The organism is Clostridium sp. HBUAS56010, from assembly GCF_007115105.1.
Classification (GTDB): domain Bacteria; phylum Bacillota; class Clostridia; order Lachnospirales; family Lachnospiraceae; genus Lacrimispora.
Map to the genome: position 1 here is coordinate 21661 of NZ_SULJ01000005.1, position 19729 is coordinate 41389.

General features: G+C 38.7%; 19 protein-coding genes. 1 reads left to right on the top strand and 18 read right to left on the bottom strand.

Translation table 11 applies throughout. From position 1 onward, the window contains the following. Positions 1-11: 11 nt before the first annotated feature. From FAY33_RS09515 to FAY33_RS09565, 11 genes are all read right to left on the bottom strand, one after another. Positions 12-1952, bottom strand: a complete 1941-nt coding sequence (locus FAY33_RS09515; RefSeq protein WP_143320997.1) for a DNA polymerase — start codon at positions 1950-1952, stop codon at positions 12-14. Positions 1953-2018: 66 nt separating this feature from the next. Next, the gene (locus FAY33_RS09520) at positions 2019-2567 is read right to left on the bottom strand and encodes a DUF2815 family protein (protein ID WP_143320998.1); all 549 of its coding nucleotides are present in this window, start codon (positions 2565-2567) and stop codon (positions 2019-2021) included. 5 nt (positions 2568-2572) lie between these two features. Beyond that, positions 2573-3703, bottom strand: a complete 1131-nt coding sequence (locus FAY33_RS09525) for a DUF2800 domain-containing protein (RefSeq protein WP_143320999.1) — start codon at positions 3701-3703, stop codon at positions 2573-2575. Continuing rightward, the gene (locus tag FAY33_RS09530; RefSeq protein ID WP_143321000.1) at positions 3703-4029 is read right to left on the bottom strand and encodes a hypothetical protein; all 327 of its coding nucleotides are present in this window, start codon (positions 4027-4029) and stop codon (positions 3703-3705) included. Before FAY33_RS09530 ends, FAY33_RS09525 begins: the two co-directional genes overlap by 1 nt. Beyond that, complete coding sequence (locus tag FAY33_RS09535) at positions 4030-4413, bottom strand: hypothetical protein (protein ID WP_143321001.1); 384 nt, start codon at positions 4411-4413, stop codon at positions 4030-4032. It abuts the gene before it with no gap. Further along, on the bottom strand, positions 4373-4732 hold the full coding sequence (locus FAY33_RS09540; protein ID WP_143321002.1) for a DUF4406 domain-containing protein: 360 nt from the start codon (positions 4730-4732) through the stop codon (positions 4373-4375). The genes FAY33_RS09535 and FAY33_RS09540 overlap by 41 nt, the downstream gene beginning before the upstream one ends. Before the next feature lie 218 nt (positions 4733-4950). Continuing rightward, positions 4951-5361 (bottom strand): sigma-70 family RNA polymerase sigma factor, encoded by a 411-nt coding sequence (locus tag FAY33_RS09545; RefSeq protein WP_143321003.1) that lies wholly within the window; start codon positions 5359-5361, stop codon positions 4951-4953. A 146-nt stretch (positions 5362-5507) separates the two neighbouring features. Beyond that, the gene (locus tag FAY33_RS09550; RefSeq protein WP_143321004.1) at positions 5508-5687 is read right to left on the bottom strand and encodes a hypothetical protein; all 180 of its coding nucleotides are present in this window, start codon (positions 5685-5687) and stop codon (positions 5508-5510) included. Positions 5688-5805: 118 nt separating this feature from the next. Beyond that, the gene (locus FAY33_RS09555) at positions 5806-6597 is read right to left on the bottom strand and encodes a hypothetical protein (RefSeq protein ID WP_143321005.1); all 792 of its coding nucleotides are present in this window, start codon (positions 6595-6597) and stop codon (positions 5806-5808) included. A gap of 7 nt (positions 6598-6604) precedes the next feature. Next, positions 6605-6994 carry a helix-turn-helix transcriptional regulator gene (locus tag FAY33_RS09560; RefSeq protein WP_143321006.1) on the bottom strand — a complete coding sequence of 130 codons (390 nt, stop codon included), beginning with the start codon at positions 6992-6994 and terminating at the stop codon, positions 6605-6607. A gap of 216 nt (positions 6995-7210) precedes the next feature. After that, complete coding sequence (locus FAY33_RS09565) at positions 7211-8149, bottom strand: HTH domain-containing protein (protein WP_143321007.1); 939 nt, start codon at positions 8147-8149, stop codon at positions 7211-7213. A 487-nt stretch (positions 8150-8636) separates the two neighbouring features. Between FAY33_RS09565 and FAY33_RS09570 the strand changes: the two genes are divergently transcribed. Further along, complete coding sequence (locus FAY33_RS09570; RefSeq protein WP_143321008.1) at positions 8637-9566, top strand: DUF5677 domain-containing protein; 930 nt, start codon at positions 8637-8639, stop codon at positions 9564-9566. A 528-nt stretch (positions 9567-10094) separates the two neighbouring features. On the opposite strand, the gene FAY33_RS09575 is transcribed toward FAY33_RS09570, so the two are convergent. The 7 genes from FAY33_RS09575 to FAY33_RS09605 all read right to left on the bottom strand — a co-directional run bounded on the left by FAY33_RS09575 (position 10095) and on the right by FAY33_RS09605 (position 19723). After that, positions 10095-11711 carry a type I restriction-modification system subunit M gene (locus FAY33_RS09575; RefSeq protein WP_143321009.1) on the bottom strand — a complete coding sequence of 539 codons (1617 nt, stop codon included), beginning with the start codon at positions 11709-11711 and terminating at the stop codon, positions 10095-10097. 18 nt (positions 11712-11729) lie between these two features. Beyond that, a complete protein-coding gene (locus FAY33_RS19900; RefSeq protein WP_143321010.1) occupies positions 11730-12965 on the bottom strand; it encodes a restriction endonuclease subunit S in 1236 nt (411 codons plus the stop codon). A 39-nt stretch (positions 12966-13004) separates the two neighbouring features. Continuing rightward, positions 13005-16061, bottom strand: a complete 3057-nt coding sequence (locus FAY33_RS09585; protein WP_143321011.1) for an HsdR family type I site-specific deoxyribonuclease — start codon at positions 16059-16061, stop codon at positions 13005-13007. A 1-nt stretch (position 16062) separates the two neighbouring features. Next, positions 16063-16644, bottom strand: coding sequence for a restriction endonuclease subunit S (locus FAY33_RS09590; protein WP_143321012.1), 582 nt, complete (start codon positions 16642-16644; stop codon positions 16063-16065). Positions 16645-17255: 611 nt separating this feature from the next. Beyond that, entirely contained in the window at positions 17256-17669 is a 414-nt protein-coding gene (locus FAY33_RS09595) for a GIY-YIG nuclease family protein (protein ID WP_143321013.1), read from the bottom strand. Positions 17670-17742: 73 nt separating this feature from the next. After that, positions 17743-18324, bottom strand: coding sequence for a hypothetical protein (locus tag FAY33_RS09600; protein ID WP_143321014.1), 582 nt, complete (start codon positions 18322-18324; stop codon positions 17743-17745). 607 nt (positions 18325-18931) lie between these two features. Beyond that, the gene (locus FAY33_RS09605) at positions 18932-19723 is read right to left on the bottom strand and encodes a M15 family metallopeptidase (RefSeq protein WP_143321015.1); all 792 of its coding nucleotides are present in this window, start codon (positions 19721-19723) and stop codon (positions 18932-18934) included. Positions 19724-19729 lie beyond the last annotated feature (6 nt).

Here is a 19729-nt window from a genome sequence, read left to right on the forward strand (position 1 = left end):
TCCCAGCCTCCTCAATCTTTTTTATAAAAACTGCACTCATAACCGTCCGCCCGGAGTGGCAGACCATCTGCCCATACAGGCGGCACTGCCATAAGCCTGCACAGTTCCTCCACGGAACCTTCACCTTCCGGTACTTCTGCTATAATCTCATCATGACAGTGCATGACAATTTCATACCCTGCTTTATCCACCCTAAGCATAGCCTCCGCCAATAAATCTCTGGCTGTCCCCTGCACAATGTTCTCAACCAGTTTCGGCCCATAGGTTTCTATCCGGCACCATTTCTTGTTCTCTCCGATTCCCTCATAGGTCAATCCTTTTCGGTCAAACTGATTCATCTCCATTCTCGGCTTCACATAGGACAGCTTCCTGCCCGAAGGAAGAATCACAAAAAGAATCCCGCTACGGTATTCAAACACAATTCTTCCTGCCTGCGTCCTCTTTTTCTCGGTGACTGCCTGGATTGCAGCCTTATCCACTTCCCACCAGAATTGTATGATATGGGGATTGGCTTTTCTCCAGGTTGAAACCAGGGAAGAAAGTTCTTCTTTCTTAATTCCCATGTCTATCGCTCCCATGGAAATGAGTGCACCTGTGGCTCCTCCGTAACCAAGTGCCAGCTCTGAAATTTTTCCTTTCTGCCGCAGTGGGGAACCTTTCGTAACCTCTTCTATCGGCACATGAAACATAGCGGACGCGGACGCCTCATAAATCTTGCCGTGCGTGACAAACACCTCCAGTCTCCACTGCTCCCCGGACAACCATGCCAGTACCCTGGCTTCAATGGCAGAAAAGTCCGCAACCAGATACCGGCAGCCCTCTATTGGAATAAAAGCGGTGCGGATAAGTTCTGACAGCACATTTGGTATAGACTCATATAAGAGCTCCACTTCCTCAAACCGCCCGGTCTTCACCAGCTTCCTTGCAAGCTCCAAATCAGGGAGATGGTTCTGAGGGAGATTCTGTACCTGTACCAACCGCCCTGCCCATCGGCCTGTGCGGTTTGCCCCGTAAAACTGCAATAACCCATGCACCCTTCCGTCTGAACATACGCTGCGTTCGATAGCTTCATACTTTTTCACGGAGGTCTTTGCCATCAGAAGCCGTAGTTTCAGCAATTCCTGCACTTCCCCTCCGGATTCCTGGATCAGTTCCCTGACCGCCTTTTTCGCCAGGCTTTCCACCTCCACTCCCTGCTCATTCAGCCATTCCTTCATCTGTGTAACGGAATTGGGATTTTCCATTCCAGTCAACTCATATGCCCGTTTTGTCACAATCTCCTTATGGATCAAATCCCCCGATACCGCCTGCCGTACCAGTTCCTTATCCACCAGAACGCCCCGGTCATTGATTTTCTGATCCAGACGGTAAAGTTCCATTTCATGCTCAGGAACGGGGAAGTTTTTCAGCTTCTCCCGGATTGCATATTCTACATCCACGTCCCGGATACAGTAAGTTTTCAATAATTCCCACTTCTCCGGTGCATGGATTGGAAGATTTCTAGTTCTTTCCCCATTACTTTTCTTTGGCTTGCAGGGAATGCAGAAATAGCGGATTAAATCCCTGCCCTCTTTCAGCTTCTGTCTTTCCAGCCCCAGTAACGCCCCAACGTCCTCTAAAGACCGGGGAAGAGCAAGCAGTGCCGCCTGAACCGCGCTGCAGTGCCAAGATTCCGGCGACAGACGGACTTCGAAATATTTACTTAGACAAATCCGCTCAAAGTTGGCATTAAAAGCAGTTTTTACTACAGCAGCCTCAAACACCGCTGCCTTTACTTCCTCCGGCAGCTCCTCCCCCTGAGCCAAATCTACAATCCTGGTATCTTCCTCATCAAATTTATAAGCAAACAAAAGGACTTCAAAAGCAGGGCTGTCCGCATACGCATAAGCTCCGCATTTTATCAAGTCCACATCGGAATAAGTCTCTATATCAATTGCCAGTATCCGTTTCATCTGTATCCCTTCCTTTGCTGCTTCTCCCTATGTAACCGGGCGGATACTTCGTCCACCCAGTACCATTTATCCAAGAAAATCTTCTTCCACAGCTTCAAAGTCTTCTTCCGCATTCGCTCTGCCGCCAAGAGGCTCTCCGTCCTTTAACTTCTGGATATTCCCAAGCCCTGCGGCAATGCCGCGGTTTCCGTTATTGTTGAATCCATAGAAGTTTACGGAAATCCTGCCATAACAGCCGGAGTAAACCTCGGACTGGTCCAGGATTGGCTGCACGTTCTTATCGACCACCTGGGGAGCCTGTCTTGAATTGGCATTGAAGAAATAGCTGTCTGCATAAGCTTCATCCTCTAGACGGTCAATGTCACCGTCACGCAAAGGCAGTTTCAAATTGGCAGGAATCTTCCCTCCCCACTTGGAAAGGGAATCCTTCTTCGCCTGTTCAATGGCTGCCTTAATCTTCTCAATGGTTTCCGTATCCGATTTCGGAATAATGGCTGATACGGAATACTTCGGTTCCCCGCCATCCACTGCATTCGCCTCCCAGCAATGCAGATAAGAAAATCTGCAAGGTACGATTACTTTTGTGATTGGTGCATTTTTATTCTCAACGTTCATATGGTTTACTCCTCCTTAAAATCCGCTTCTGCGACTGCCGTTTCCACCGGCTGTCTTTTGTCCGACTCCAGTGCCAGTGTAATCTTGCCCTGTGGCTTATACACAAATTTTCCAAGTATCTGGGCAAACTTCTTTTTCCCCATCAGCCTTTCCATCTCCGTAATACCAATGAGTGCCTGCTTATAAATATCTGTATACCCGGCTGCCTTTGCAGCTTCCGCGGCTTCCTCTTCACTGCTGTACTTCCGGTTGCTCCTGCCTTCCACAAGCTTGAACCCATTCCAGTGTTTGCCGTGGGTGATTGCCTCATCCTGGGCATAGGCATAGATATCTGCTGCCCATTTGGCAAGCTCATCCGCTTTTTTCAGTACCTCTGCAATTTCTTCATCGGAAAGCAGAGCCGGCTGACGAAATTCCATTTTCCCCAGTTCCAAGAAGCTCTCCGCCCTGACCCGGCACTGATTCCTAGCTTTACAAAAACGGCACCAAGAACCGGAGACAAATTCACCCTGTCCCTTATTTGCCAATGCTGCTCTTGGAATCAGGTATTCTTCTGCCCATTTTCTCAAACCAGCCACCGTAATCTCCCAGGTACTGACAGATTTCAAACGGGGCTGATGAATGGTAAGGCTGACTCTTTCAATATCATAAATAGCGTCGAAAAGCTCTAATGCCCCCAACGCATACAACATCATCTGCGGATTTTCTTCCGCTTCCACAGCAATACCTTTTCCATACTTCAAATCAATGATGAACAAGGTCCCGTCCGCCACAATCACTAAATCTCCGGTACCGAACCCTTCTGGTACATACCGGGAGAAATCCAGATGCTGCTCAATGAGAATGACCGGATCCTTGCAGGACTGTTTCGCCTTTTCAATCTGTTCTATGGCAAAGGACACATATTCATCTATACAATCTTCCATCTCATCACAATCATAATCGGATACTGGCCGCTTGGAACGCTTCTTAAGCAGGCGTTTCAGCTTATGTTCTGCCAGTGCATGGGCGGCGGTTCCTTCTTCCACATAAATACTCCGTACATCCGCTGGGAACTGTTGCTCCAGCCTTGCAGACGGAGTACAGTTCAGCCATCGCCTGGAAGAAGATGCGGATAACAAAGCATGCCGTCCCATTACAATATCTCCGCATCGGCAAACAGTGCCGAATATTTTTTTTCTTCCACGGCAGACAACTTCACAGCACCATATTTTTTCAGAAGTTCTTTAATCTGTACCGTCTTTCCGTCCTGGGATTTCTCCGCCAACACTGCCCGAATCTGCTCTACGGTTACTTTCTTTTCCTTGGTATCTGCTTTTGCAGTATCTGCCTGCTTATCCAGCATTGTATCCTCTGCTTTATCTGTACATGGATTTACCATCTCTGTCTGCCCGGCAAGCATCCGAAGACTCTCCGCTACCATGGAGAATCCTTCTGCCATCTTCAATAATTCGCTGCTCATCTAACATTCCTCCAGTTCTTCCAATCGTTCGATTAATTTCTCAGAGAACATGGTACACAGCAATAATTCCTCTCCGATTTCTCTTGCGTCAAAGTATTTTGCCCGGCTGCCATATTCCAGGCAGGCATTCTCTATCAGACTGCGTTTTTCTTCCTCTTTTTCATTTCCAAATACCCATATCTCGTCTACCTGTTTTGCCAACCTCAAAGTCAGCAAATGTTCCACCTCGAACCCTAACTCATCCATAAAAATGTTATGGAAATTCAGATAAGAGCTGGTGGGTAGGACTCCCTTATGGGCGGCAAAACGGCAATATTCCAAAGCCCTGGCCCGGTCATTTTCCTCATTTCCCGTTATCTTTGTTACAACCATTACAAGCTTCATCCGGCATTCCTCCTTCCTGTATCTCTTTGAACCAGACCGGAATTCTATGCTCTATGGCAAACTTCACTTCCTGCTCCATGCCATCCGTTATCTTTCCATATACCCAGACTTCATCACACTCCTGCATTAGTTCCAGTCCCATGGAAATCCCATCCGTTCGCTCTTTAAGACTATCCTCATTCAGAAATTGAGGAAACATAAGATGCGGGGCAATCGGGAGACAACCTTTCTCATATACCTTTCTACAGTACCTTGCAGCTTTTTCGCTGTTCCCTTTTAAATCTCCACGAAAAGGGCTACATATAAAAATCTTTTTCATCTTTTCCTGCTATCCTTTCCGCACACGGCTGATGACTTCTTTTTTACTGAAATGAATGACAAAAATCCTTTTTTGGTTCTCTCATTCGTCACCATAATTCTTGAACAATCCTCTCCACTTACAATAATCCGCACTGTCCTCATGGCTAAAAACCTCCTTTCCTTTTGAGACATTTTCAAAGCCTCTATCTTATAGCCACGGGAAAGTTAATTTTTAAACTAATCAAAAACTTTTTTTATCTTATCCGGGATTTTTTTCAGTCTCTTGGATACAGCCATTGCTGTAATGCCTAATTCTTTTCCGATTTCTACCATGGTCTTATCCTCAAAATAATATTTCTTAACGATTATGGAATCCTTACGATCCAGTTTCTGAATGGCCCGGTGCAGCCTATCTTTCTCATCCGAATGAATGATGATTTGTTCTACATCCGCCCTATTGTCAGCAAACTGCATTGGACAATACCCATCACGGTTTTCCTGCATGAATTCCAGAGAATTATGCCGTCTCGTTTCGACACGGTTCCTCCTGGACTGCATTTTCTCCATTTCGATGATAACTTCACCAATATTGTCATCCACTTCTATTTCAAACTTCTCTCCGGTTATAAACTCATAACTGATTCTCATGCTGCTCCTTTCTTTACCCGTGAGTAAAGCGGCAGCAGCAGAAATGGAAAAACAGGCAAAAAAATAGCCAGAGTAAGCTGGTATTCCGCTTTACTCCGGCTATTTGGTGTCGCGCTTATGCGGACCCTTTGCTCGGTAAATTTCTTTTAATATGTTACTAATTCTTTTTTGATTTTTTCTTCCTGAATACTGCAAATCCTGTAACGGACCTGTATGATATTCCTGCAGTGGGGACATTTCAGTTCTACCCATATATCCCCTTTTGCAGATGAGCATATATCAAATGCCCGCTTGCGGCATATAGGGCAGTTCATTTTCTCCTTCATCCTGTTATAGCTCCTTTCCTGTCAATGAGTTAGTTGACATATGATACAAAAAAATAAGCTGATAAAAAATGTCAACTATGTACTTGACACGCTTCCTTTAAAATCAGCACTCTGTCATTCACAGAGTGCCTGGCATCTGCCGGAATATGTTAAGCTGTCTTTCATCATGATTATTTTGGTTCTTGCCTGCATATTGGGTGAATCCCAACTGGGACAACCGGATACTGGCAGAAATGGGTGATACCTGAAATATCCCTGAAAGTTTCTCTGCTAAATCTGATTCATTAAAATAAGGGGTAGCAGTCAAGTCTAATACTACATTGATAAACGGTGTTTTTGGCATCAATATAGCGGCACTGAAATATTTTGCATGATGTTCCAGCCAGTCTATTTCAGTAACCAGCCTTTTCATCCCAACTATCTCCAATCCACCCTCAATATCTGTCTTTTTACATCCTACGATTCCTGATGCTGCTATTTTTTTCTGGTTATTTCTGCTTTTGGCATATGCATAAAAGTCCGAATGGAATACCCAGTGCCCACATTCATGTCCTATAGTGGATCGAAGCCGATACTCCTTCCAGTCTTCCAACACTGTATTGTCTATGAGCATGGTACCTCTTTTTGCATACAGATAATCCGCACATTTTTCTTCCGGAAGATATATGGGAATCCTTTCTGTCTCCTGGAATACCATTCTGCCTAAAATCAGTCCGCAATGAGAAAGGTATGTATAATCCAAGGTCAAGTCCAGATAAAATTCTGCAAATTCCTCCATGTTTACTGGCTGTGGGTTCTTTAACACGGCAGGATTATAATCTTTCAAAAATTCTTCTGCATGAGCATCGATCTCTCCATTACACATGATGGGAACACCATTTCTTTTTTTTCTTAACTTTGGCTGGTACATAATCGGTTCACCCTTTCCTTGCCTTTAATTCATTCAGCAGGACCTGCCACTCTTTTTCCCCTGCACCAGTTTCCATCGAAAGCCGCAATGCTTCTATCACATAGGAATTGCAGAGCATATAATCTGCACAGTCCTGGGGTGTTGTAATATCATTAGATGACCGAGATTCTGCTGCCATATCATAAAGTGTATGGGTTTGCTCATCGTCCAGCATTAAAAAATATGCCAGTGATTTCAGCCTTTCTGAGGTAAAGGTGCTGCTTCTCCCTTTCTCCACCTCACTATAGAACTGTGGCGATACTTTTATGGCTTTCGCCGTTTCCCGCAGAGATTTTCCTTTACTTTTTCTAAGTGTCTCTACGTATTTTCCGAATCTTAATCTATGGTCTGTATTCATAGCTTTCTCCCTATAAAGAATTTTATATGGTAAGCATTGCCATGAAAACAAACATCTATTCGTCAACTTATTAATTGACAAAAATATTTTTTGTTGGTTTTGGTATTTTGAATTTTATAGACAAAGTCAGATTAAAAAATCCCCTGCTGCCTGCGAAATAATTAAGCTGACAGTGGGGATATATGGTTTGAATTAGAATTGTTACTTTGCAGAAATTCAAGACAGAATTCCGCATTTTAAAGCATACTGGCACATCTGCTCTTCTTCGGTGTAGGTTTCATCATATTTACTCTTAATCTTCCCTACTTTGATATCTTCCATTAAGTCTTCAAGGAATTTCTTAAAATCCGGGTTGCTGTCAACCAGACGGTTAATGGTATCCCAGTCAAGGGATTCCTTTTCCTTTGCGGAGAACAGGATTTCACTTTGCATGAAATGCTCCGCATCCAACCGGATTACTCCAATCCCGAACGCATTGTTTAAACGACGCATTTCATCCATTAATTCCGGGTTTTCCGTAATATGTAATGCCACCAGATAGCCTTCATGCGCCCAACTGGAATTGGATACTGCCTGGAAATAATACTCCCGAAGGTTGGCAAGATTGATATTGATTTTCATTTCAAAAGAATACAGTTTATAAGGATTCACTTTTAAAATATCAAATAGCTTAAGGGTATTTGGTGTATAAGATTCAAAAGGAAAATGTACCCCAACAAGATCCGGGTGCAGCCATTTGTTCTTTCCACTTTTTTCACGCTTAGAGACTTCATGATATATGGTTTTTGTGGAGCATTTAAAATGTTCATCGGAATTTACAAAACTGGAAAGCAGGATGTGTAAGTCCCGTTCTACAAATTTCAGCTTCTTTCCTGCCCGTTCCTGCCTATCCTCATACTCCTGTAATCCTGCCGTTTGTCCTTTCAAGAAAAACTTTGCTGGGCGTTTACTTACCTGTTCAAATGTCGTATCCTGGTTATTCTTAATATCTACATATATTCTGGCAGACAGAGTACGGATGGGGGTTTTACCGGAGGATGACAGTTTCTCCAGTAAGTCATATCTGCCCGCTGCTTCCCACATCTCTTCTACTGACAGAGGTATGTTTTCGTGTTCTAATACTTCTTTTGCTAAATCTAAAAAGCTATAAACCATTAATTAATTTCCCCTTTCGTACATGTTATTTTTTATTGTATCACATTCTAGGAAAGTTTGGGAGAATCCCCAATAGAGATATGTATCTATCTGATATACTTTTATTCTATATTAGCTACTTTCTTTTTTCAATTGATATTTCATAAATATAAGTTGCCTCTTAGCTAAACCCTAATTTTTCTTCCATAAACAATTATCAAATTAAATACTCAACAGATCAGAAAAACCCATCTGCTTTTTTCATCTTCTTCTTTATTTATATTTTTGTTATAATAGTTTCATAAGATGCTAGGAGTATTTTATGATTATACAAACTGAAACTAACCGACCTTTAGAATGAGATATTGCAAATTTATTTGTTCTTGACGAATAATAAGCTACTTTGTTTTAAATGATACTAAGAGAGACGTTGTTGACCATTGCGTTGTAATTCCTGACTAACCAGAAAATGTTGACAATTTTCAATTAAAATTGAGGAGGACTTCAAATGGAAGATATTTTAGATATTGGTCAAACCATAAGCGCTAATATTAATGAACTAATACAGAAAAACGAATCCAATACTGTTCAGAATGATGATTTTACAAAAAATTGGTGTGACTTAGTCATGCTTCCTGCAGCCCGCATTGAATATATAATCCAGACATCTGTTCACACACAAAAAGGCTATAATAGAGATGAAGCCGTTATATATGGACAGCTAATACGTATTTACAAAATGCTCTGTTTTCAAAGACGTTTAGTGTGTAAAAGAATAATGACCACCGAATTGGCTGGTTTTTTTGAGAGAATGTTATTGGAAGATAATATGAATCTACAATACTTTGTTCTCAACTACCAGAGTTCACAATTAAATGATTTTCGCGTACATAGCTTAAAACCGGAAGCCTTTTTTGAAAAAGCAATTAACGATGACATTAAAAAAAATGGAGGAAAAACATCACCATGGCAGACAGAATTATTAAATTCCATACACAACACTTATAATAAAGCTGGAATATCTTATGAGGAAGTCAGAAAAAATAAAACTAAAGTTCCCAACATTAGTGACAAATTCCGCTCTACTGGAAATCAGCGTCTATACGATATTGCATACAGAACCAAATGTCATAATATTCATGGCGATTGGGTGGATATCACCCAGAATTACTTGAATTACGACAAAGCCTCCGATACTTTCAGCCCTAATTTCCAAGAACATGAAGCCGATATTCGCCAACTCAACCCAGTATTGATTATATGCTGTGATACAATAACAAAATTCATTAAAGGTTTTTCTGGTCATGGCATATCCCAAGATTTATGTACAGAAGTTGCCGAAGATCAACAACTGATTGTTCTCCTTGAAGAAATGCATGATAACTTTTTAAATAAACGGGATTTGCTAGATGGAATTGAGAGCCCACTGTTGCAATAAACATCTCTTTAGCATACTCCCTTATCATAATTATGAAAATACGCATATTCCAATATACCTTTTAGCGAAAATCTATCTTTTCCGCAAAAGTCCTGAAACAGACATTTTGGCGTTACCCCATCCCCCTTTAGGATTTCAGTAACGCCAAACAGATTTTATTAGCACAGACTCATAATCTCAGAAAAAACCTCTCAATCCCGCATAAAATCAAGCTTTCCGCGACAGCAGACAAACGGTTTCAACGTTCCCATAGACGGACGTTTTATACTACATAGCGAAAGTGTCTTAATCAATCATCGGTGGGGTAAATAAACTTCCCCCATTGACATTCCATAAACTTTTACAGCATCATCTACATGGAACAATAAAATCAGATTAATATAGAGTATATGTTTTGCTGATTTTCCATGCAAGGAAATAATGCAAATGCAGGTTTAGGGTAAGTATCTATGCCTGGAAATCTCACAGTAATAATGTAACTACTATTAGGATATCAACTATGCAATATTACTGTGAGAACAATATATCTTATTTGCACATACGATTCATAAAATTATTTAATTCTGCTTTAGCTTCATCTGTTGTCCCATTCAATGAATTCATAAGTTCAAATAAAACTTTGTAAGAATTCTCAATTTCAGCTTTCACTGTTGTTAACTCTTCAGCTACCTGCGTAAGTGATATAGCTTCTTCTTCTTCAAACGTATCCACGTAACGCGGTATATTCAAATTATAGTCATTTTTTATAATCTCATCTAAGGATGCAATATGTGCATACTTTTCAACGTTCTCACGATTACGAAATGTTTCAATAATTCTATTAATATTTTTTTCCGATAATTTATTCTGATTTTTACCTTTAACAAAATCATTAGACGCATCTATAAATAAAATATCTTTATTCTTGCGTGCTTCCCGACCTTTAAATACTAAAACACATGTTGGAATACCGGTACCATAAAATAAATTTGCTGGTAACCCAATAATGCTGTCTAAAAGGTTGTTATCAATTATATTCTTACGAATTTTACCTTCTGCTGCTCCACGAAACAATACGCCATGTGGAAGAACAATCGCCATTGTACCTGTTTTAGCCAAATGATAAAGACCATGAAGAACAAATGCATAGTCAGCTTTTGATGCAGGAGCCACTCCAAAGCCACGAAAACGTTGATCTTTTTCACGATCAATGGTTTTTATATCCCAATTTTGAGAATAAGGAGGATTCGCTACAACAGCATCAAAGGTAAGCGGGAGTTGTGTACCATTTTTTTCAGCAAATGGCCAGTCCACATCGAGTGTATCTGCACGCTTTAGTTCCATATTTCTATAATTGACACCATGCATCATCAAATTCATACGCGCCAAGTTATATGTTGTAGTATTTAATTCCTGTCCGTAAAATTCCACGCTTCCTTCTTCATCACCATTTGGTAACTCTTTTTGAACAGTTAACAAAAGAGAGCCTGATCCCATGGTAGGATCATATACCCTAAATTGATCATTTGTATCTGTATTCTCTGTTGTAACTATCTTTGCCAAAATCTGACTAACTTCATGAGGTGTATAGAATTCTCCACCTTTTTTACCAGCATTAGCTGCAAATTGTCCTATTAAATATTCATAAACATCTCCTAAAATATCATGGCCAGAATCATCTTTAAAAGTAAATTCGTTAATCATTAATACAATATCATTTAAAGCTTTTGCACGCTCATTTGTACTAGTACCCAGACGTGTGTCTCCAAGATTAACATCCGAGAATACATTGGCAAAATCAGCCGCAGCCACAGCATTACGCTTTGCGTTTGTATTAAATGAATCAAACATGTCTTGAAAGTCACTAGCTTTGATCTTGTGGTTTTCAATTTTTGACACCATCTTATTCCATGTATAATCTGGATTAATCGCATATCCGATACCTTTACTAATTTCTTCAAGATAATCTTCTATTTCATCCGCATCATCTAGTACATAAAAATCTCCTAAATCATTGGATTTTAGGTATTCAGCCTGATTCTCTGACAAATAACGATAAAACATAAATGGTAAAATATAATTCTTATATTCACTGGCATCCATTGTGCCACGCAGTTTGTTAGCCATTTCCCATAATCTAGATGTAATATCTACTGTAGTGCTCATTTGCGTATTCTCCTTCTCTTATATAAACATTTTTTGTAACATAGATTTCTTTAATTTTATTAATGAATCCAACTCACGCTGATAAAGGGTGATAAGGTTGTCGAGATTAGAAAAAAATGAACCTATTTTCCGCTGTTCTTCAATTTTGGGTACGCCAATTATAAAATCATTTAAATGTTCTTTTGTAATTGTGCTAATTGTTGCTCCCCATGCTCTTTCCTTTTCTGCCTCAAACAATTTCTTAATTACTTGCGCAAAATATTGTTTATCTATTGGGAATTTATATTCTTCAAAAATTAAAATTGTACGATCAAAATAAGCATCATATTGTGTAATAGCCGTTCTACCAATACTTTTCTCAATACTTCCTTGTAAAGCAACCACTATCTTTCCTGCTTCAACAAATCGGCTTTTAGGCTCTGCTATTTTGCTGATATGTGCTTTTGTATCTGAATTTAATTTTAAATCAAATCCGATATCTGCAACTTGAACAAATGGCTTTCCATTTTCTTCATCATAAAAATCTGGGTTTGAATAAGGTTGAGGGAATGATCCCCTTATATAATTTGCTACATCTTTTAACTTACGCTGCTCCCAATCGTCAGTAAATCCTGCAAATCTAATTTCAGGAATATTTGATCCATTTGGGGGGAACATTTTTTGGAGCATTGCTTTCTTGCTTTGTTTTAGCAAATCCAACTCACGCTGATGAAGGGTGATAAGGTTGTTCAAGTACTTAAACAGCCTACCAATTTTAACTTGTTCTTCAATAGTTGGCACAAAAATTGACTGTCTTAGAAAATGTTTCTCGTCGAGCTTATTTGATGAGTTTCCAGATGAAGTAATTGACTTACTAAAAATCGGACTCATTATACGTTCAATTTGAATTGCGTGTTTCCAATAGTTATTATCATATTCTCTTTTATGACGGTATATAGGAAACAACTCTGAAACCACACCAGCACCAATATCATTGGCAACAAATCTTCCAAACTTAAACTCATCATTAGGATGACCTTCAAATGCAATGTCACCCTTTTTCATAACATAAGTTCGTGTATCAATATTGTTAGATTGAACTTTTCCTGGATCTTGGAAGTACATTTTTGCGACAGAGATCCAATGCTCTTTTCCAAAGCTTCCATCATTACGTTCATTAACTTTAACGAACTCTTTTCCCAACTTACGCTGTTCCCAAGCATCACTAAAACCTGTAAACCTTATTTCTGGTTCTTTTATCATTTTATCGTCCATTCATGCTCTCCTCTTCCAGTTCGCTTATTTTTCACCCAATTATTCCTCCCTTTTAATTCTATCCGCCATCTCATAAAATCCCTTTCGGAATTCAATACGATATTTTACCCAGGTTAATTGTGCTATTTCTTTATTTGCTATTTCTTTATAATCAGATTTTGCTGCATTCATAATCACTGTCAATTCACCCTGTTTATCCATATCTTCTTGCCCTAATTGATGCTTTCGAATTAATTTTTCTAACTCTATCGGTTTCACACAATTATCTAACCCCCAAGAGCGAATAAACTTTGTAATAAGTTGGATATCTGTATTTTTCTGTGCGCTTTCCATTGCCTGATTCATTTTCTCAACATTTCTAGGTGCTGGGTAATCATCAAATACATATTCTTTTGAAAAGATTCTTGATACAAAATTACGTACCTTCGATTTTTCACTTTCATTATCTGATTTTGCAATTTCAACATGAATCTCTTCTCTGGTGATTTCTGCTTTTGACATTTCATTTGCATGCACTTCGTCAGCCATTCTAGCAATCAATTCAACTAAATAATCATAATTAATGGTAACATCATGAATATGTACCATTGATAAATTAACTTGTGAGATATCGATATTTTCTCTCTTAGCCCGACGTTCTTTTAATTCGCCAGCAAGAACTGTTGTTAGAATGACTTCCTGATCCTCAGTAATCCCAATGCGCTCATAGAAATCTTCTGGATTATCATACGCTGAAACAGGATTTTTCTCATCATCTTCTGTATACTGCTTTAACTGACTAAGCAAACGATTGTATTCTTTTAAATTTTCAAATACTTCATCCTGATCTTTTTCACTTGGAGGTAATTGTATAAACTCGCTCGTTAGTTGAGAAAGCTTGCTGACAACTTCTTTTATTTCAGCCTGAACCTTACTGAATGGTTTGGAAATAATACCAGCTTCTTCATTTTTTTCTATCAAATCCTCAAGTGAAAGCTGTTCATCAGCCGATGCACGATTTGAATATACGGCAAACGCTTTATTCATTTCATACTCATTTTGTGCCGGCCATCTATAATTCACGATGTTTCCCTTCGGTTTATCTATACTATTATGAATTCGATTTGTACGTGAGTATGCTTGAATCAAATTCCCACCTTTTAGTGTTCTATCGATATATAGAGTATTTAGCTCTGGTGCATTAAACCCTGTTAAAAGTTGATCTATAACAATTACCAAATCCAAGTAGTTACCATCATCTGCGGTCTTATTCAAACGTCGAACTACATCTTCTGCATACAATTTCACTGTACTCATATCAAAAACAGTACCAAACATTTCATTATAAACTATAATCGCTCTATGCAAATTTGAATTTGTAGTTATTTGATTCATACCATTAGATGTATCTGCTGAGAAACTTACCGCAACTTTTAAACGTTCTTCTTCTGGTCTTCTTGCATTTTCTTCTGCAAATTTATCGAAATACTCCATTGCTCTTGGCGTGCTTACTTTGTTTCCTCCAACATGTACAGTCAATAATGCATTATATTTTCTATTATTTGAACGTTTCTTCCAGTTATCAAAGATATCCTTAACTACCAATTCAATATGTACTGGACTAGTATCATAAACACTGCCACGAATATTATCATCTATATCATCTTCATCTGGATTCTCAGGAGCTGGAATTGTTTCTTTAAATTCAACCTTAAACCCTAAGACATTTTTATCAGCAATTGCTTCTTTAATTGTATAGGAATGCAAGATTTCTCCAAATATCTCCCTTGTTTCTGGGAATTTCGGTGTACCAGTGTATCCAACCCAAGCAGAATTTGGAACCATTCTACGAATTGTCTCTAGCATTCCTTCATTTTCTGATCCGTCTCCAGTTGAACGATGAGCCTCATCTACAATAAAGAGGATATTACCTTGTAATGGCTTAAAAGTAGGACGCGCTACATATCTAGACATTTTTTGAATACTAGTTACAATAATATTTTTATCGCTCTTTTTAGTCAATTTTTGATCTAAATCAGATATATTTGCAGTATCACTCACAACACCTGATTTTCCTTCAAATCCTGCCACTGGGTCATATGCCTTATAATCATCAGCTGTTTGAGTTGTGAGTGCAATACGATCCACCAAGAATACCACTTTATCAACATTCGACAAACTACTAGCAAGCCATGCCGTCTTAAAACTTGTAATTGTCTTACCAGATCCCGTTGTATGCCAAATATATCCTAATCTACCATCATCATAAATAAATTTATGTTGTCTCACTTTATCTAGTACACGCTTTGTGGCATAAACCTGGTATGGGCGCATAACCTTAATGCATTCTTTATTTTTAGTACCATCAAGCACCATATAGCGTGTTGCCAAATCATGAGCCATTGGAATTGACAATACTTTATCTGCAAAAGTTTTCCACGAGCGAACAGGTCTGGCATCCTCTTCATCTTGCCAGTTAAATGCAAAAGCACGGTTGAAATTGTCAAGCGTTGTATTTGCCATATAACGAATATCGTATGGTGTCATTGCTATTAGAATCTGTAAGGTACTAAAAATTCCAGTATATTGCTTTTCTGCAATGTACTGCTCCATTTGATTTAGTGATTCTGTCGTACTATGAAGAGCTTTCTTTAATTCAATTTGAATAATAGGTAATCCATTAATTAGCAATGTCACATCAAATCGACGCTCTGGCTTTCCGTCAATTACTTTTAATCGTTTAATTTGATTAACGACTTGATAAACCGTATACCCCCCTCCAACTTGCGCTTGATCAAATACTGTTAAAAATACATGTTTACCATTATCAAGATCAACCTCAATTTCAGAGACACCATTAACCCCATATAAAAATTGTCCTGCTTGATAGGGTGTTTCTATAGCAGAAATAATTTTTTTAACCTGATTAAATTCTGTAATAGATAACGGATTGTCTAAACGAGCTTGATTATTCTGTTCTAAAATAATTTTAAAATTATCCCAAAGCTGTTCGGTTGTTTTAATATTGGTTTTGTATTCCCACTGTTTCACTCCGCCAATTTTTGTTAAATAATCAATTACTTCTTTTTCAAAATCTAATTCTGATTGACTCTTCATTTCAGTAACACCCCTTTACACTTTTTTCTAGTATTTCATTTGTAAATAATTCCAATAATTTTGAATACTCGCTTAATTCACTTTGTAATTGGAGCGTTTTTATATAAATAGTCCCAATTTTTCTCTGCTCTTTTATAGGAATAACCGGTATAACTATTTCTTTCAAAGAATGAAGTGGAATTCTAAGAATTGATCCACTACCTTGCAACTTCTTTTCTTTTTGGTACTTTACATTTTTATATGCATTAAATAAGAATAAAAAATATCCCTTATCCAGTTGTTCTTCATTAAACTCTATTTTCGTAAAGTTTAGTGACAATACTTTCCCTGCATTCTTTGTGCTTACCATCGTTGCACACTGTAATGAATTGCTAATTACGACATCCCCAACCATTAATGCTAGATTATTCTGCTCAGTAGATATTATCTCATCTTCTGCACTTATTTTTTCATGCTTATAATCTTCTGTAAAAGACAACTGGTCATAGAATTTAATGAATTCATTTTCAAACTGATGTTGCACTCTTGTTGGATTTATACCTGGAATGAAGGTTACAAATTCTTTTAATTGTTTTGTATTCACTCTTTACCTCCCTAGACCACTAAGTATTTTTTGTAATATTACTATATTTCATATTAAATCATAAATCCATGTATGCGTCAAGTATTTTTGTAATATTTAAATATTTCATATTTCCATTAAAAAAGACCTAACAAAACACTTGCTATGTTCTTGTTAGGTACTCTATTTAAAATCATCATGAGCGCATATCCTATATAACCTCTGTCTTGAAAAACGCGCTATTTAAATATCTTCTTGCACTTATTTTAGAAATTTATCTCCGCGCATTTATCAATCTCCGCGTAATATTATATTATACCTATTTCTCGCACTTGTCTGTAGGAACAGAAATCCCTTGCAAACCGTTGCAAAACCGCTTGCGGGAATCTATCTCTAAACAAGCGCCCATTTTACGGGCTTTCTAGGCTTTTCGAGACAGCAGACAGCACGTCTCCACATGGCACTAGAATAAAGACAGTACCACATCCTCACTCCCATAGTTCGTGGCAATATGTCATAGGGCATTTTAGACCCTTTTGTCATAATACTTGAGACAGAGTAAATGTCTCGATTTTATCATATTTTTCACTATTTCCCATTACCCTTTGAAGTCAATAAGTCATTAAAATAAATCACTTCGATGATTCTGCCTTAAGTTGTTCCCAACGAACAATACTCGGTCTTTTTCCTTCTGGGACTTGCTCTAAGCACTGGTCAATTTCTTGGTATTTATCAATCCAATAATTTTCACGACTAGCAAGCCTCTGAGCATCTTTATAATAATTATCAAATATGTATGGCACAGGTTCAACAAGGCGTATCTCTATTCTTGTTTCTTCATCATCCATTACATTGTTCAAAGTTGAAATATGAGTCTGATTCTGTATGCTGTTATAATGATTTTTTACTCTTGTACATAATTCTTCACTTTTTCCAATGTATGCACATTGCTCCTTGCAATTACCATTACATGATAAAATAAAAATGCCGTAAATACCTCGTTGATGTTCTTCAATTCGCTCATCAATCGCTATTTTTTCATTCATTTAGTTTTCACCCTTCAATACTATGCAATAATAATGATGTAAACTTTACTGCTTTGCTTTTGGTAACTTGATGTTAAAATTGCCCCCCCAATGCAGCTGTTCCGATACCAATAGCTGTCAGAACAACGAAACTTGCTGTGCCGACCACTTTCCAATTAAATGCTTTCTTTTCTGAATCCTTTTTATCTGCCATATGTGCGGCCTCAGTTTCTTGCTCTCTAATTTCTGAATCTTTCTTATCCACCATTCGTAAAACTTCCATTTCCTGATCTCTGATTTCCTTTTGCTGTTCGGGTGTTAAATCAGGATTATCAAGACATTTACTTAAATCCGAACGGACTTTATCAGCAAATTCAATATATTCTTTTCTGCTTTCATCTGCTTCATCAATTTCTTTATTCAGAAGACCATACACCTGGTTAGTGCTTTCATCATCACTTGCTACTATTTTTTCCAGAATGTCTTTGTACTCAACCATTGAAGATTGAATGAGTTTTGCAAGTTTTGGAAACTGTGCAATTACTTGCGCTGCTACCTCTGGGCTTAACTCACTTAACTTCGATGCATAACTAATCACATCACTCTTTGACAAGTTCTTAAAATCGGTTCTTTCCATCAATGATAATATTTGTTTTTCAACATCTGTATATTCCATTTCAACACTCCTTTTCCCCAAGCTGGTCAATCAAATATGAAACACTTGAAACTCAAACCTTAACATCCGTTATACTTGGCGAAGTGTTTTTCTTTGATTTTTCAAATTACACATCCTTATATACGGATTTTAATGTGAATCTTCCTCCACAAATTCAAATTGAACAAAATCGCTGCGCGATGGCTGACCAAGGCTATGCAGCGATTTTGTTCAATTCCTATTTCTCAAACTACACACCATTTTGTTCTCTTATCTAAGTTTACCCTAGGGGTAAAATAAGTTTCCTCGGACTAATCATCAAATCAAAACACACACGTCCATTTCTATTCCAAAATCCCGGAACCCTTTGATTTACTGGGCTTTCCTCTCCAGCAGACAAATGGTCTCAACGTGATTCGTTTATAAAAACCGTAAAACCAGTTATGAAACAGTGTGAAATGCAATAACTAATTATACGGAAAATCCGCCAAGTAAAAGGAAACTACAAAACTGATTATATCATGACGTGAATTAGAATGAAATAGTATAACTTGTTGGAGGTTGTCAAATCGTAGTCATTGACAACATGAAGGCAGGCCCGGAATACCGGATACCTGCCTTTTTTATTTTACCCATTCGCCAGCCCCGGCCATTGCAACGCGCCATCCTGATCGGGCGTGAGTGTCACCGGTTTGGTTATCATCTTACCGTCTTTATCCACTGCATAGATTTTCCCAGAGTTCTCCACCAACTGCGAAGCACACATAGCCCCGTCCGGTCCCAGGTAATACCAGTCACCGTTATATTTGTACCATGTGTTTGTGACCATCATGCCAGCACCGTCAAACCAGTACCAGAGATTCTTTTCTTTATCCTCATGCCAGCCGTTTCTAACGCACAGCCCAGTATCTCCATTATAGAATCTCCAGCCGCCGTCCTCTTCTTTCCAGCCGGATTTCTTGTCCGGTACCTCTGCTGCATCAACCCAAGTTTTTTTGAATTCATCAGGGTTTGCATATAACTTCTTGATTCCGGAAGTGGAACTTCCCCAATCCGGTAACTGAAAGTGTGGCTTGTCAACTGGTGATTTCCAGTTACCTCCCCACTCTAAGCCAATACTTACACCAATTGCGCCGACACGTCCAAAGAAGTTACCAGATTCGTTATATGCTCCCTGTCCATCGTTCCGGTAAATATCAAAGGCGGTTCCCCACTGATGATAGGAACTGTATCTACTGCCTGGAGCATTAGTTACCTTGTTTCCTGGCTTTGTCCTCCCCTGAGCGTAAAGCGCATCCTGCTCCGCTACCGTCCGGAAGGTTTCTCCAATTTTAATCTTCAATCCCTGCTTGTTGCACTCCTCTACCAGCTTTGCCGCCAATACCTGCAGGCGAGGGTGGCATAATGTAATATCTCTCATTTATTT

What these genes read in the sequence shown, in the direction of transcription:
- FAY33_RS09550 (WP_143321004.1), bottom strand. Translation starts at nt 5,687, where the DNA reads ATGAAGGAGAAAATGAACTGCCCTATATGCCGCAAGCGGGCATTTGAT.
- FAY33_RS09575 (WP_143321009.1), bottom strand. Translation starts at nt 11,711, where the DNA reads ATGAGCACTACAGTAGATATTACATCTAGATTATGGGAAATGGCTAAC.
- FAY33_RS09520 (WP_143320998.1), bottom strand. Translation starts at nt 2,567, where the DNA reads ATGAACGTTGAGAATAAAAATGCACCAATCACAAAAGTAATCGTACCT.
- FAY33_RS09605 (WP_143321015.1), bottom strand. Translation starts at nt 19,723, where the DNA reads ATGAGAGATATTACATTATGCCACCCTCGCCTGCAGGTATTGGCGGCA.
- FAY33_RS09540 (WP_143321002.1), bottom strand. Translation starts at nt 4,732, where the DNA reads ATGAAAAAGATTTTTATATGTAGCCCTTTTCGTGGAGATTTAAAAGGG.
- FAY33_RS09595 (WP_143321013.1), bottom strand. Translation starts at nt 17,669, where the DNA reads ATGAATGAAAAAATAGCGATTGATGAGCGAATTGAAGAACATCAACGA.
- FAY33_RS09570 (WP_143321008.1), top strand. Translation starts at nt 8,637, where the DNA reads ATGGAAGATATTTTAGATATTGGTCAAACCATAAGCGCTAATATTAAT.
- FAY33_RS09545 (WP_143321003.1), bottom strand. Translation starts at nt 5,361, where the DNA reads ATGAGAATCAGTTATGAGTTTATAACCGGAGAGAAGTTTGAAATAGAA.
- FAY33_RS09530 (WP_143321000.1), bottom strand. Translation starts at nt 4,029, where the DNA reads ATGAGCAGCGAATTATTGAAGATGGCAGAAGGATTCTCCATGGTAGCG.
- FAY33_RS09600 (WP_143321014.1), bottom strand. Translation starts at nt 18,324, where the DNA reads ATGGAATATACAGATGTTGAAAAACAAATATTATCATTGATGGAAAGA.
- FAY33_RS19900 (WP_143321010.1), bottom strand. Translation starts at nt 12,965, where the DNA reads ATGGACGATAAAATGATAAAAGAACCAGAAATAAGGTTTACAGGTTTT.
- FAY33_RS09555 (WP_143321005.1), bottom strand. Translation starts at nt 6,597, where the DNA reads ATGTACCAGCCAAAGTTAAGAAAAAAAAGAAATGGTGTTCCCATCATG.
- FAY33_RS09515 (WP_143320997.1), bottom strand. Translation starts at nt 1,952, where the DNA reads ATGAAACGGATACTGGCAATTGATATAGAGACTTATTCCGATGTGGAC.
- FAY33_RS09560 (WP_143321006.1), bottom strand. Translation starts at nt 6,994, where the DNA reads ATGAATACAGACCATAGATTAAGATTCGGAAAATACGTAGAGACACTT.
- FAY33_RS09585 (WP_143321011.1), bottom strand. Translation starts at nt 16,061, where the DNA reads ATGAAGAGTCAATCAGAATTAGATTTTGAAAAAGAAGTAATTGATTAT.
- FAY33_RS09525 (WP_143320999.1), bottom strand. Translation starts at nt 3,703, where the DNA reads ATGGGACGGCATGCTTTGTTATCCGCATCTTCTTCCAGGCGATGGCTG.
- FAY33_RS09535 (WP_143321001.1), bottom strand. Translation starts at nt 4,413, where the DNA reads ATGAAGCTTGTAATGGTTGTAACAAAGATAACGGGAAATGAGGAAAAT.
- FAY33_RS09565 (WP_143321007.1), bottom strand. Translation starts at nt 8,149, where the DNA reads ATGGTTTATAGCTTTTTAGATTTAGCAAAAGAAGTATTAGAACACGAA.